This window comes from Streptomyces spongiae (genome assembly GCF_009377185.1).
Lineage (GTDB): Bacteria > Actinomycetota > Actinomycetes > Streptomycetales > Streptomycetaceae > Streptomyces > Streptomyces spongiae.
Genome location: NZ_VJZC01000009.1, coordinates 1 through 13358, shown reverse-complemented (window position 1 = coordinate 13358; position 13358 = coordinate 1). Strand labels below are relative to the sequence as shown.

The 13358-nt window shown below is 69.3% G+C and carries 13 protein-coding genes and 1 pseudogene; 6 read left to right on the top strand and 8 right to left on the bottom strand.

Annotation, left to right across the window (positions count from 1 at the left end; all coding sequences use genetic code 11):
• Window positions 1-13: 13 nt before the first annotated feature.
• Entirely contained in the window at window positions 14-925 is a 912-nt protein-coding gene (locus tag FNH08_RS02975) for a LysR family transcriptional regulator (RefSeq protein WP_152769648.1), read from the top strand.
• 37 nt (window positions 926-962) lie between these two features.
• Here the strand turns inward: FNH08_RS02975 and FNH08_RS02970 are convergent.
• From FNH08_RS02970 to FNH08_RS02950, 5 genes and pseudogenes are all read right to left on the bottom strand, one after another.
• A pseudogene (locus FNH08_RS02970) lies at window positions 963-1094 on the bottom strand (3-dehydroquinate synthase family protein); the annotation flags it as partial.
• Window positions 1095-1170: 76 nt separating this feature from the next.
• Entirely contained in the window at window positions 1171-2553 is a 1383-nt protein-coding gene (locus tag FNH08_RS02965; RefSeq protein ID WP_152769647.1) for an aldehyde dehydrogenase family protein, read from the bottom strand.
• Window positions 2550-2984, bottom strand: coding sequence for a cupin domain-containing protein (locus FNH08_RS02960; RefSeq protein WP_152769646.1), 435 nt, complete (start codon window positions 2982-2984; stop codon window positions 2550-2552). Before FNH08_RS02960 ends, FNH08_RS02965 begins: the two co-directional genes overlap by 4 nt.
• Window positions 2985-3005: 21 nt before the next feature.
• Complete coding sequence (locus FNH08_RS02955) at window positions 3006-3308, bottom strand: putative quinol monooxygenase (protein ID WP_152769645.1); 303 nt, start codon at window positions 3306-3308, stop codon at window positions 3006-3008.
• On the bottom strand, window positions 3305-4360 hold the full coding sequence (locus FNH08_RS02950; RefSeq protein ID WP_265579732.1) for an Ldh family oxidoreductase: 1056 nt from the start codon (window positions 4358-4360) through the stop codon (window positions 3305-3307). Before FNH08_RS02950 ends, FNH08_RS02955 begins: the two co-directional genes overlap by 4 nt.
• Before the next feature lie 233 nt (window positions 4361-4593).
• On the opposite strand from FNH08_RS02950, the gene FNH08_RS02945 reads away from it, so the two are divergent.
• The 3 genes from FNH08_RS02945 (at window position 4594) to FNH08_RS02935 (ending at window position 6892) form a co-directional block, all read left to right on the top strand.
• Window positions 4594-5658, top strand: coding sequence for an isocitrate/isopropylmalate dehydrogenase family protein (locus FNH08_RS02945; RefSeq protein WP_152769643.1), 1065 nt, complete (start codon window positions 4594-4596; stop codon window positions 5656-5658).
• A 38-nt stretch (window positions 5659-5696) separates the two neighbouring features.
• Window positions 5697-6023 carry a putative quinol monooxygenase gene (locus FNH08_RS02940; protein ID WP_152769642.1) on the top strand — a complete coding sequence of 109 codons (327 nt, stop codon included), beginning with the start codon at window positions 5697-5699 and terminating at the stop codon, window positions 6021-6023.
• 140 nt (window positions 6024-6163) lie between these two features.
• Window positions 6164-6892, top strand: coding sequence for a FadR/GntR family transcriptional regulator (locus tag FNH08_RS02935; RefSeq protein ID WP_152769641.1), 729 nt, complete (start codon window positions 6164-6166; stop codon window positions 6890-6892).
• 105 nt (window positions 6893-6997) lie between these two features.
• Here FNH08_RS02935 and otnC read toward each other — a convergent pair whose 3' ends face one another.
• The 3 genes from otnC to FNH08_RS02920 all read right to left on the bottom strand — a co-directional run bounded on the left by otnC (window position 6998) and on the right by FNH08_RS02920 (window position 10485).
• On the bottom strand, window positions 6998-7642 hold the full coding sequence (gene otnC / locus FNH08_RS02930; RefSeq protein ID WP_152769640.1) for a 3-oxo-tetronate 4-phosphate decarboxylase: 645 nt from the start codon (window positions 7640-7642) through the stop codon (window positions 6998-7000).
• Window positions 7639-8913 (bottom strand): 3-oxo-tetronate kinase, encoded by a 1275-nt coding sequence (otnK, locus tag FNH08_RS02925; RefSeq protein WP_152769680.1) that lies wholly within the window; start codon window positions 8911-8913, stop codon window positions 7639-7641. The genes otnC and otnK overlap by 4 nt, the downstream gene beginning before the upstream one ends.
• Before the next feature lie 864 nt (window positions 8914-9777).
• The gene (locus FNH08_RS02920; protein ID WP_322723557.1) at window positions 9778-10485 is read right to left on the bottom strand and encodes an aspartate/glutamate racemase family protein; all 708 of its coding nucleotides are present in this window, start codon (window positions 10483-10485) and stop codon (window positions 9778-9780) included.
• A gap of 811 nt (window positions 10486-11296) precedes the next feature.
• Between FNH08_RS02920 and FNH08_RS02915 the strand changes: the two genes are divergently transcribed.
• The gene (locus tag FNH08_RS02915) at window positions 11297-12760 is read left to right on the top strand and encodes a CitMHS family transporter (RefSeq protein ID WP_152769639.1); all 1464 of its coding nucleotides are present in this window, start codon (window positions 11297-11299) and stop codon (window positions 12758-12760) included.
• 25 nt (window positions 12761-12785) lie between these two features.
• A partial coding sequence (locus FNH08_RS02910) for a lactonase family protein (protein ID WP_152769638.1) occupies window positions 12786-13358 on the top strand: 573 nt, incomplete at its 3' end.

Here is a 13358-nt window from a genome sequence, read left to right as displayed (position 1 = left end):
GAGGTTGTCGCGGATGGATCTGGTCGACGTGAACCTGAACCTGTTGGTCCCCCTGCAGGCCCTGCTGCGCGAACGGTCGATCACGGGCGCGGCCCGGCGGCTCGGGCTCTCCCAGCCCGCCACCAGCCATGCCCTGGCGCGCTGCCGACGGTTGTTCGGCGACGAGTTGCTCCATCGGGTGGGCCGAGGCTATGAGCTGACGCCACGGGCGCTCTCGTTGCAGGCGCCGCTGGACGACATCCTCACCAAGGTCCGGGGCACCGTCCTGGATCCCGCGGTCTTCGACCCCGCGACCACATGCCGCACGTTCACGGTCGCGGGGGCGAACTCCACACTGACCGTCGTCGGTCCGCGGCTGATGGAGCTGCTCTCGCACCGTGCTCCGCACGCCCGGCTCCGGCTGCTGTCGAACTACACCGGATCGCCCGACGAGCTGCTCCGGTCGGTGGACGTCGACGTGGTGCTGGTCCCCGACGTCCTTCCGACCGCACACACGCGCAGGCATCTGTACACGGACCGGTGGGTACTGGTCGCCGACGCCCGCCGGACCGATGTGCCGGACCGGTTCACACTCGATGCGATCGGTGACCTCCCCTGCGCGGTGTTCGAGGACGGACCGGCACGCGTCCTCCCGGAACGGACGCTGGAGGCCAACGGGGTGCGCCGACAAGTACGTGTGCAGTACTCGGACTTCCTGCTGGCCCCGATGCTGCTGCTCGACACCCGCATGGTCGGCATCCTGCAGGAGCGACTCGCCCGCCGGCTGGCCGCCCACCTCCCCCTACGGATCGAACCGCTGCCGATCGCCACCACCAACCTGTGCATCGACGAGGTATGGAACCCGCGAGCCGACCAGGACGCCGCCGCGCGGTGGCTGCGCCGAACGCTGCGCGAGGCCACCGCGCCACTGCGCCGGCCGGAGTAGTGTCCGTGGCCTCCTTGTCGAGCCGCGTCAGAGCGGTGAGCGCGTCGATGGCCACCGCCTCGCCATGACGGAGGTGGAAGCCGGACCCGGTCCCCGATGCGTGGGCCAGGGTGTGGCCGTGGTCGAGGATGTGCCGCAGGACGGTCTCGCGTTCGTCCGCCGGAACGGTCCGGTCCTTGCGTGCGGCGGTCCCGTCTGCCGGTGCGAAGCAGACGGGACCGTAAAGCCCCTGCGGTACGCGGAGATCAGCGGCCGACCCAGTAGGTGCGGGTGTTGGTGAACTCGCGGATGCCGGCGGCGGCCAGTTCGCGTCCGTAGCCGCTGCGCTTGGTGCCGCCGAAGGGCAGGCGCGGGTCGGAGGCGACGATGGCGTTGACGAACGCGGCGCCGCTGGTGATGCGGCGCGCCAGCTCGATGCCGCGGGGAGGCCGGGCGGTCCACACGCTCAGGCCCAGGCCGAAGCTGGTGGCGTTGGCCAGGCGCACCGCTTCGTCGTCGTCCGCCGCGACGGCGATCGCGGCCAGCGGCCCGAAGGTCTCCTCGTCGAAGGCGGCCATGCCCGGCCCGGTGCCGGCCAGGACCGTCGGCTGGAAGAAGTAGCCTTCGCCCGGAAGCGGCTTGCCGCCGGTCAGCAGCTGGGCACCGGCGGCGACGGACTCCTCGACCTGTCGCTCCACCGCCCCGCGCAGGTCGTCGCGCGCCAGCGGTCCGACCTGGGTGTCCGGGTGACTCGGGTCGCCGACCTTCAGGGCCTGCACGCCCCGCACGAAGGCCGCCGTGAAGGCGTCGGCCACGTCCTGGTGGACGATGAATCGCTTGGCGCACACACAGCTCTGGCCGGAGTTGGTGAAGCGGGCCTTGACCGCGGCGGAGGCGGCGGCCTCGATGTCGGCGTCCGCGAGGACCACGAAGGCGTCGGATCCGCCGAGTTCGAGGACGGACTTCTTGGCGGCACGTCCGGCGGCGGATCCCACGGCAGCCCCAGCCCGGTTGCTTCCGGTGAGCGTGACCGCGGCGATCCGGTCGTCCTCGATCAGGCGGGCGGTGGTGTCGGGCACGTCCTCGTCCGCGAGCAGCAGGGCGGTCACGAGGTGGTCGGGCAGGCCTGCCTGCGTGCACAGTTCCTGGAGGGCGAGCGCGCTGCCGGTGACGTTGGAGGCGTGCTTGAGGAGGATGCCGTTGCCCGCCACCAGCGAGGGCAGCGCGAAGCGCATGACCTGCCAGACCGGGAAGTTCCAGGGCATCACGGCCAGGACCAGGCCTGCCGGCTCGTAGGCGACCCAGGCCTCGGCGCCGTCCACGGGGACGCGGACGTCGGCGAGGATGTCGGGGCCTTTGTGGGCGTAGTAGTCGGCGGTCAGCGCCGACTTGCTCACCTCCCCCAGCGCCTCGGCCCGGGGTTTGCCCATCTCCTGTACGGCCAGGTCGGCCAGTTGGTCGGCGTGGGCGCGCAGGACCTGACCGAGGCGGGCCACGCGCGCGGCGCGTTCGGCGACCGGGATCAGGGCCCAGGCGCGGCTGGCGGCGTGGGCACGCTGGACCGCGGTCTCGACGCGCTCGGCGTCCCATGCCTCGTAGGAGGCGAGGGGCCGGCCGGTGGCGGGGTTGAAGGTCTGGATGGTGCTCATGCGGTGGGCGCACCCCCCTTGTCGCTCGCGGAGAGGTGCTCGAAGGTCTCGCCGGTGGCGGTGATGGTGCGGGTGACGTCCCGGCCGCCGTAGACCCAGTAGATGCGCATGACACCCCCGCCGCGGTTGAAGAAGCGGTGCGGGATACCGGCCGGCACCCAGGTGGCCTGGCCGACCTCGAGGTCGAAGAACTCGCCGTCGATCTCGGCGGTCGCCTCGCCTTCGAGGATCAGGACGGACTCCTCGACGTTGTGGCTGTGCAGGGGCAGGCCGGTGCCGGGCTGGAACACGGTCTGGCCGGTGGTGATGACGGCCTTCTCGGAGTTCCACTTGCCGACGTAGGGGATGGTGGCCACACCGCCACCACGGTCGAATCGTTCGACCTGGTCCGGGTGGATGAGCAGGTTCGGCTCAGCGGGCTGGGTGCACATCGGAACGGCTCCGTTCTGCGGTCAGGAGTGGTGGAACAGACGACGGGAGAGGGTGTTGACCTGGCTTCCGGGCACCACGTACTTGGCTGCCGCTTCCCGCCAGACCTTGAAGTGGGGTGCGGAGCGGTGGGCTTCGACGGCGGCTTCGTCGTCGTAGATCTCGTGGAAGACGAAGTGGTGGTCGTCCTCGATGTCGCACACCACGTCGAAGTAGCGGCAGCCCGGCTCGTCGGTGAAGGAACGCTCGGCGTTCTCCTCGATGGCGGCCAGGAAGTCGTCGCGGGTTCCGGGGACGACCTGGAGGGACACGGTCAGCGCGATCATGCGGGAATCTCCTGCGGGTTGGTGGGCTCGGCGTGCGTGGCGGGCAGGGGTACGCCCGTGGCCTGGGCGATACGGGCCAGGGAGGCCCAGGTGTCGTCGACGACGGTGATGCCTTCGCGTTGGAGTCGTTCGGCGGTGCGGATCTCCGGCTCGCCCGGGACGAAGATCTCGCCCGCGCCGGGCGCGGCCGGGGTGGACTTCGTCTCCTCGATCAGCGCGTCCATGCGCTGCTCGAACTCGGCCGGGTCGGCCATGGCGCGGATGTCGATGCACAGCAGCAGGTGGCCGACGCCGCTGCGGCCGGTGGGCTGGTAGGGGCCCACGACGCCGGAGCCGAAGGCGCTGCCGGTGAGCACCCCGGCCAGCACGTCGAACATGAAGGAGATGGCATAGCCCTTGTGGCCGGCCATCGGCAGGATGAGGCCCTCGATCGCGCGCTTGGGGTCGGTGGTCGGCACTCCGTCGGCGTCCGCGGCCCATCCTTCGGGGATGGGCTCGCCCCGCTCCTTGGCGTGGTAGATCTTTCCGCGGGCCACGGCGGTGTTGGCGATGTCCATCACCGCGATGCCGTGCCGGCCCGAGGGTGCGGCGATCGACCACGGGTTGGTGCCGACCCGCTTCTCCCGGCCGCCCCAAGGGGCCATCGCCGGGCTCGCGTTGGTGGCCAGGATCGCGACACAGCCGAGTTCGGCGGCCTTACGGGTGAAGTAGGCGGCCGTGCCGAAGTGGCCGGAGTTGCGTACCGCGACCGCGCTGATCCCGTGCGCGCGGGCGCGTTCGACGCCCTCGCGCACCGCCCGGTCGGTCAGGACCTGCCCCAGGCCGTCGTTGCCGTCGATGACCATGACGGCTCCGGTGTCGCTGACCACTTCCGGGGCGGCGACGGCCGCGGTGGCACCTGAGCTGACGCGGTCCAGGTACCAGGGCAGGCGCAGCATGCCGTGGGAGGCGTGCCCCCACAGCTCGGCCGTCACGAGGGTGTCGGCGAGCAGCCGCGCGTCGCCGGACGGCACTCCGTGCGCTTGGGTGGCAGCGGAAGCGAATCGCAGCAAGTCCGCTGCTCGGACGGTATGCGGCATCGGGCGGGCCTCACTCTCCAAGAAATGTATCCATTTCTGTATACATGAATGAGTGCAATGGAGTACAGCCCTGCGGGATCTTTGCCTGCCGAGGCGGTTCGCCGGGTTCCTGATGGCCGGACTTCTGTGCGCCGGGTTCGATCTGTGCTAGAGATGGTGAGCGGATTGGTTGACAGGTTGATAAGTGGCATACGCGAGGAGGCGCCATGAAGCTGGCAGTACTGCCCGGCGACGACATCGGCCCCGAGATCACGTCGGCGACCCTGGAAGTGCTCGACACCGCAGATCAGCGGTTCCACCTGGGGCTTGCGTACGACGAGCACGAGGTGGGCGTGGCTTCGCACCGGGCTACGGGGACGACCTTGCCCGAGAGCGTCCTCCGGGCCGCGCGCGAGGCAGACGGAATGGTGCTCGGCCCGGCCGGCATGACCGAGTACCCGCCTCTCGATCAGGGCGGTGTCAATGTTCCCGGCACCGTGCGCAAGCGCTTCGAGCTCTACGCGAACGTCCGTCCCGCCCGCTCACGCGGCGGCGTCAGCGACGCCCGGCCCGGCCTCGACTGCGTGATCGTCCGGGAGAACACGGAGGGCTTCTACGCCGACCGCAGTCTCCACAAGGGCTACGGGGAGTTCATGCCCACCGACGACGTGGCGATGTCCGTGCGTGTGATCACGGCTCGCGCTTCACGGCGCATCGCCAGGGTGGCCTTCGAGCGAGCACGTCAGCGACGCTGTCACGTCACTATGGTCGGCAAGCGTCACGTCCTACAGGTGACCGACGGCCTGTTCATGGATCAGGTGAGGGCTGTCGCCGCGGACTACCCCGATGTGGAACTGCGCGAGATCGACATGGACGCGATGGTCGCGGCCGTGTACACCCACCCCGCCGACTTCGACGTCATTCTCACCACCAACATGTTCGGCGACATCCTGTCGAACCTGACGGCGGCACTCTCCGGCGGACTCGGCCTCTCGGCGTCGCTCAACCTGGGCGACGACTACGCGGCCGCCAACGCCGGCCACGGTTCCGCGCCCGACATCGCAGGGCGTGGAATCGCGAACCCCACCAGCCTGATCCTCTCCAGCGCGCTGCTGCTTCGCTGGTGGAGCGGACGGTCGGGAAACAGCGCTTTCGAGTCCGCCGCCCGCCGGATCGAGGAAGTCGTGGACGAGGTACTGGGTGAGAGCAAGATCGTCACAGCGGATCTGGGCGGCAGCGCGTCGACCGTCGAATACACACGGGAGCTCTGCGCCCGCCTCGCCTCGGAGTAGTACCAGCGCCGAGAACCACTTCCACAGGAGACAGGACCTTGTTCGCCCTCATCGTTTCGCTTCACGTCCAGCCCGGTAAACGGGAAGAATTCCTCCGAGTGATGACAGCCAACGCAGAGGCCTCCCTGCGGGACGAGCCCGGTTGCCTGAGGTTCGACGTCGTCGAGCAGCACGACGCCGACAACCGGTTCCTCCTGTACGAGGTGTACCAGGACGAGCAGGCCTTCTACGAAGACCATCGTGGCTCCGAGCACTACGCGCGCTGGCGTGAACAGATGCCTCACCTCATCGTCGAGGGCGGGCACAGCAACACGTTCGGTACAGCACATCACTTCTCGCGGCAGACGACGCCCTCGTCAGGCTGACGTTCGGAAAGCCGGCCTCACACGGCGGCGGCGTACCCATGCCGTACTCGCCATACTGGTCGGCCTGCCGCGGGGATACAGTGTGGAGGACAGGTTGATGTCTGGCTCCACGGAGCCGGACCCCCGCGAGAGGATTCGGCATGACCGCTGGCCTGACCCGAGTGGAGCGTGTGCAGAGGGACGCTCCCGCACTTCAGGTCACACGGCAGCTCCTGAGCTACCTCCTGGAGTCCGGACAGGCTCAGGTGGGGCAGAAGCTGCCGGCCGAGCGGGAACTGGTGGAGATCTTCGGTGTCGGACGGTCCTCCGTACGAGAGGCGTTGAAATCCCTGAGCCTCCTCGGGCTGCTGGAGATTCGCCAGGGCGACGGAACGTATGTCCGCAACCCCAGCTCGGACCTGCTGCCACAGGTGATCGAGTGGGGCCTGATGCTGAGCGACCACAGAACGTCCGAAATGATCGAGGCGCGTTCGGTGATCGAGGTCTCCGTCGCCGAGTTCGCGGCAGCACGCCGCACAGAAGACGACTTGGCCGCCATCGAACGGCATCTGAGGGGTCTGAAGAACAGCATGAACTCGCCCGAAGAGTGGGTCGAGCACGACATGCAGTTCCACTTCGCCGTGGCGCGCGCCTCACACAACGGAGCCCTGGCCGACTATCTGTTGCGACTGCGTTCCCTGCTCGGAACGTGGATCAAGCAGAACCAGGCCGCCGATGGCGGCACTGCGGCCAAGTACCAGGAGCACGAAGCCGTGTATGTCGCCATCCGTGACCAGGACGCAGCCGCCGCCGGCGCGGCCATGCGCCGTCACATCAAGAAGGTCGCCACGCGACTGGACGCCCCGAAGCCCTCCCAGACAGCCGGCTGAATACCGTTGCGCTCCATCCCTCAGGCCGGAGCGGGCACTCTTCCCACGACCGTGTTCCGGCCGAACCCGTGAAACACGCGTGCCGTTCGCCTTCCCTCGCGGCGGTCAGGGGGACGTGGGTACGAGTACGGCGGCCTGCTCAGGAGTCAGGGGACGCGTGATGTGTCCCCTGAGCAGGAGGTACAGCTTGGCCGTTTCCTCCAGTTCCTCGATCGCGTCCGTGGCCTGCTCCAGGGTGGCGGCGGCGACCACGGGACCGTGGTTGGCGAGGAGGACCGCGTGGTGAGAACGAGCCGTCTGCTCGGCGAGCGGTTCCAGGGCGCTGTCGCCGGGGGCGTGGTAGGGCAGCAGCGGCAGGGTGCCCACGCGCATGGCGTAGTAGGCGGTCAACGGCGGCAAGGCGTTCGCGGGGTCGAGGCCGTCCAGGCAGGAGACGGCGACTGCGTGGGTGGAATGCAGGTGGACGACCGCCCGCGCGTCCGGCCGAGCCCGGTAGAAGGCAGCGTGCAGGAAAGCCTCTTTGGTCGGCTTGAGTCCGTCGAGGTGGCGGCCTGCCAGGTCGGTGCGCGACAGGTCGGCCTCTTGCACCGCTCCAAGACTCGATCCGGTGGGGGTGAGCAGGAGGCCCCCGTCTCCCAGACGGAGAGACAGGTTGCCGGTGGACCCGTGGGTGAGACCACGTGTGAACAGGGAGCGGGCGGTTCGTACGAGGAGTACGCGAGCAGTCGTATCGTCGAGAGGGGCAGTCATGTCGTCTCCTGGGATGCGCCGGTGAGTGTGCGGGTGAAGAGGTCGGGGGCGCCGAAGTTGCCGGACTTGAGCATGAGGGCGAGATCGCCGGCCTTCGTGGTGGTGTGCGTCCAGGGCACACCGGAGTCGACTTCTTCCCCGACCAGCACGGCGCGGATGCCAAGGGCCGTGGTGACAGCGCCGGAGGTTTCGCCGCCGGCGACGATGAGTCGGCGTACACCGCCCTCGACGAGACGAGAGGCGAGGGTGCCCAGCATTCCCTCGACCTGGGCGGCGGCCTCGTCCACACCCAGCTGGTTCTGGACGGCGGCGAGTTCTTCCACGGAGACGGAGGCGTGGATGAGGACGGGCAGGTCTGGGCTCTGATCGCGGTACCAGTGCAGCGTCGAGCCGATGACGTCGTGGCCGGCGGCGGCGCCAAGGACGTCGAGACGAAAACAGGGCAGACCGGCGGCGTGGAACCGGGCGATCTGTTCCAGGGTGCGGGCCGAGCAACTGCCGGCCAGCACGGCGGCACGCCCCTGGGGCGGGGGCGGCCCCGCCGTGGCCGGTCCGGTCGCGGGGTGGGCGCGTCCGAGTCCCTCGGCCAGACCCGCGGCGCCCCCGACGACGGGGAGTTCGAGGGCCGCGGCTCCCAGAACGGCGAGGTCGTCGTCGGTCAGGGCGTCGGCGATGACGTGGCGGACACCGGCCCTCCGGTGGGCCTCGACGGCGTCACGGACAGCCTCGACGCCCTGGTCCGTGGTGGAGCGGTCGAGCAGTGCCACCGGATGGCGGGTCTGCGCGGAGAGCAGACGTACGAGGGAGGCGTCCGTCATGGGGTTGAGGGGGTGGTGGCGCAGCGGCGAGTCGGACAGCAGCTGGTCGTGGACGAACAGATGTCCCTGGTAGACGGTGCGGCCGTTGGCCGGGGAGGCCGGGCAGTGCAGGGTGATCGGGGCCGTCGTGGCGTCCATGAGCGCATCTGTGACCGGACCGATGTTCCCTCGTGGTGTGGAGTCGAAGGTGGAGCAGTACTTGAAGTAGAGCTGGGCCGCGCCCCTGTCCCGCAGCCATCGCTGGGCGGCCAGGGAGTCGGCGACCGCCTCGTCGGCGGGCGTGGAGCGGGATTTCAGGGCGACGACGACAGCGTCGCAGTCGGTGGGCGGCACGGTGGTGGCGTCCGGGGTGCCGAAGACCAGGGCGGTGCGCAGGCCCGCGCGCCGGAAGGCCGCGGCGACATCGGTTCCGCCGGTGAAGTCGTCGGCTATGCAGCCGAAACGAAGGGGCATGGTCAGTCTCTCGCGCGGGTGTGCCTGTGCAGGCGTGTCGGTCGGCGCCGGCGGTCCGGCGATGTCGATGGTGACGGCGTCGGTGAACGTGGTGGTGACGGAGCATCCGAGGTCGCGTGCGGAGGTGCCCGCGGCAATCACCTCGGCGACAGGTTGGCGTTGCTCTGACCGGCGATGTCATGCCGTGACCGTCGCCGGGTCGCGGACGGGCACGAACTCACCGGTGTGGTGAAGGTGTCGCGGGCGGTGCAGTCACACAGGGCCTTCACGAGGGGAAGGCCCTGGCGGTGCGGCGGTTCGCAAACGCCTGCGCAGGTGGCCATAGGGGTGGAGCGCGCATTCTTCGTGCGGCTCCGGGGAGCCCTGGCCGGTGATCGCGGGGCCGCGTCAACCGGCCGGACGAACCACTCGGCTACTCCCACGGCGCCACCTGCTTTCCGAGGGAACCCGCACCGTGAGCACCAAGACCTTCGCCTTCCGTACCGACGGCGGGGACGGCAGGCGGGGGCGCCGAGAGTAAGGCATGTCGGGTAGTGGGTGCGGGCGGCCGGCGACGTCGGCGTGCTCGGATGCCACCCGAAAGTGCCGAGCCTCTCGGCATCGACGTGGTGGGCGCCGGCTGCCGTGAGTCGATGCTTCGTCGGCCCAGGGCTGCCCGGCATGTACGCCCCGGACACGCCGCAGGTTCTCCAGCCGGGCAGAACGGTGCCGCATGCCCGGCCGAGGGTGGGAGACACACCGAAGCCGCCAGCGAGACGGGCCACAGGACAGCTTCGGCCGGGGACACGACGAAACCGAGCGGCATCGGCGTACGGCAGTCGTCGCCGAGGACGGTGCGGCCCATGGCCCGGGAAGGTCGAGGGGTCATGGAGCGACCGCCGCGGTGACCGGCCCGGCCGTGGTGGGGGCGAGCAGTTCGCTCAGCCGGCGGGCGGCGGCCCCCGCGCCGTCCAGGACCGGGACCTCCAACAGCGCGGCCAGGGCCTCGCGGGCCGGTGCCAGGGAGTACTGCGCCAGCAGCACCACGTCGGCAGGTGGCCCTCCCGCGAACCGCAGCGCATCGGCCAGGTGACGGGCCGTGGTCTCCGGGGAGTCCGCGCGGGCGGCGTCCTCGCTGAGCGCTGTGACGACCTCGACCGCACGGTCGGGACGGACTCTTGGAATGAGAGCCTCGAGTTGGGTCACGGCGGCGGGGACGGCGGGCGGAGCGGAGGCGGCGACGACCACGCGCCGGTAGGGGCCGGTCAGGGCAGCCGTGAACATCGCCTCGTCGGACTTCAGGAGAGGGATGTTCCACAGGGTGCGGGCGGTGTCGACGACCTCTCCGTAGGAGGAGCAGGTCAACAGCAGTCCATGGGCGCCACCGTCCACCGCATGTCCGATCAGGCCGAGCATGCGCCGACGCAGCGCGTGGTTGAGTCCCCCGACATGGCGAGCGTCGTCCAGGAGACGGTCGTCGAGCAGGTTCCACAGCGTGGCCTGACGAAACTCTCGCGCGAAGGCCAGCTCGGCGATGCGGCCCGCCGCAGGCACGGCGTGGATCAGGGCGACCAGGGGTTGAGGTTCGATCACGGGAGCATGGCACCTCTTCCGGAAGGCTGGGACGCAGGGTCCCGGCCGCGGGCCCGCTCTGGCGACGCGGAGGCGCTGTGCGGCAGCGGGCTCCCCGGGGTGGGTGCGGCAACGCTGGTGGCGTGGCCACGATCGCCACTTTAAGAGCAACCGGTCAACCGGTCAACCTTTATCTCCTTGCTCCGCTCCGGGAAAGTCGCCACCGGAGGCACTCCCGCATGGTCGCGTGCCTGCGAGCAGCAGCTCGACGCCGCCCTGCCATCGGCCCGTTCGGCCTGACGGAAATACGTCCCCGGACTACCGGATCCACAACAGGCCAGGGAAGCTGCGCGACTTGATCGCCTTCTGCACGAGGGGCCGGTCAATCCCCGACATTCACTCGACCATGATCCTGGCGAGCTCAGCCATCGGATCCTCATCCCGGTATTGACGTGATGGCCGAACTCCAGTTGTCTACCCATCCGATTCACTGGTTGACCGGTTGACTGGTTACCCAAGGGGCAACCTCCTCATCCCGTGCCGACCGCCCACCTTCGGCAGCCCACGCCACGGGCCCCTGCTGCCGCCGCGCGTCCGAGAGCAGCACACCGCCTACCCCGGCCGACTCCACAGCTCGGCGTGCGACATCCCCTTCGGGCGCCGGTGGCACCGCCGCCGGCCTTCGCGACCCAAGGAGTCGATCTTCGGCCCACTGGGGCACGGGCACCGCCCGTCGGCATCCTGCGGCAAATGCTGTCTACCAAGCTCTATACACCACTGAATCCAAAGATGTATACAGGCCATGTTACGGCTGCATAGAGAGGAGATGACCATGCTGGTCATCCTGGGATTCGCGATGGTCGCGACGTTCCTCTACCTGATCATGAGCAAGCGTGTCGTCCCCATCGCGGCGCTCGTCCTCGTACCCATCGTTTTCGGCCTGATCGCCGGAGGAGGGCTCGGTCTCGCCGAGGACATCACCGGCTCCATCGAGGACGTCGCCCCCACCGCGGCACTGCTGTTCTTCGCCATCACCTTTTTCGGCATCATGATCGACGTGGGTCTCTTCGACCCCCTCATACGTGCCCTGCTGCGGATGGTGCAGCATGATCCCGTCAAGATCGTGATCGGCACAGCACTCCTGTCGGCGATCGTGTCCCTGGACGGCGACGGATCCACCACGTTCATCATCGTGACGTCCGCGTTCCTGCCGATCTACCTTCGCCTGGGCATGAGCCCGGTGGTGCTGACCTGCGTCACGGCCACCGCCAACGGCACCCTCAACACCGTGCCATGGGGCGGGTCCACTGCCCGTGCCGCGGCTGCCCTGAAGGTGTCTCCCATCGACATCTTCGTACCGATGATTCCCGCGATCGCCGCTGGCCTTGTCGCGACCATGGTCTTCGCCTACTTCCTCGGCCGCAGCGAGCGGCGCCGTCTCGGCCTGGTCGACCTGCGTGAAGGCGTGCTGCGCAAGAAAGCCGGAACGGGCTGGGCCACAGTTCCCGCCGCCCAGCCCGCCCTGGCCGGCGCATCAGCCGGTACGTCGGCCGCGGATGCCTCCGACGCTGCTGGTCGGAGTGGCGACCACCGAGAGGACACGCCCGCACCGTCGACGGCCGAGCCGAACGACGCAGCGGAACTGATCACGTCCGACGGCCGGATCAACCGGCCCAAGGCCCGGCCGAAGCTGCTGTGGCCCAACCTGCTGCTGACGCTCACGGTGATGACCCTGCTGGTCGAGGGAACCATCGAACCGGCGGTCATCTTCTTCCTCGGGGTGGCGATCGCCCTGGTCCTGAACTTCCCGCATGTCGCCCAACAGCGCGAGCAGTTGGAGGCTCACGCCTCCAGCGTCGTCAACGTGGTCGGCATGGTCTTCGCCGCGACCGTCCTGACCGGGGTCCTCAGCGGCAGCGGCATGGTGGAGGCGATGGCCGCCTGGCTGGTGGGCATCATCCCCGAATCCCTGGGCGGGCACTTCCCTGTCATCACCGGTCTGCTCTCGATCCCGATGACCTTCTTCACCAGCAATGACGCCTTCTACTTCGGCATGCTGCCGATCCTGAACGAGACCGCGGGTCATTTCGGCATCTCCTCCGTGGAGATGGCCCGGGCCTCCCTCATCGGCCAGCCCCTGCACCAGTCCAGTCCGATCGTCGCCTCGTTCCTGCTGCTGGTGGGACTGGCCAAGGTCGAACTCGGCGACCACCACCGCAAGACGATCTGGCGCGCGGTCTGCGTCGGACTGATCATGCTCCTCGTCGGCGGCCTGACCTTCGCCTTCCCGCTCTGACCGGCCCGCGGCAGAAAGAGATGTCATGAGAGCACAACAGGCTTCCCGCCGCAGCGCCCTCGCTCTGGGCACCGGCGCCGCTCTTGCCCTGTCCGTCGGGGAGGCCCGGGCCACCGAGCGGGTGCCGACTGCCGGACGGACGCATGCGCGGTTCGCCTACGTGGGGTGTTACACCACGGCGGAACGCAACGGCCAGGGGAAAGGCATCGCGGTGTTCCGCGTCGACGGGCCCGGGCGATGGCAGTTGCTGGAAACCATTCCCACGGCCGACAACCCGTCCTTCCTCGCGCTGGACCGGACCCAGTCCTTCCTCTACGCCGTCCATGGCGACCGCGACCAGGTCAGCGCCTATGCCGTCAGCCGGCGGACCGGACGGCTCACCCCGCTGAACAGCCAGTCCAGCCAGGGCACCAACCCCGTCCATCTCGCTCTCGCCCCCGACAACAGCCGGCTGCTCGTCGCCAACTACGCCACCGGCACCCTTGCCGTCCTGCCCATCGCCCGGGACGGCACGCTCCGCCCCGCGACCCAGGTCGTCGGGCTGACGGGCACGGCCGGCCCTCACCGGAGCCAGCAGACAGGTCCCCACCCCCATCAC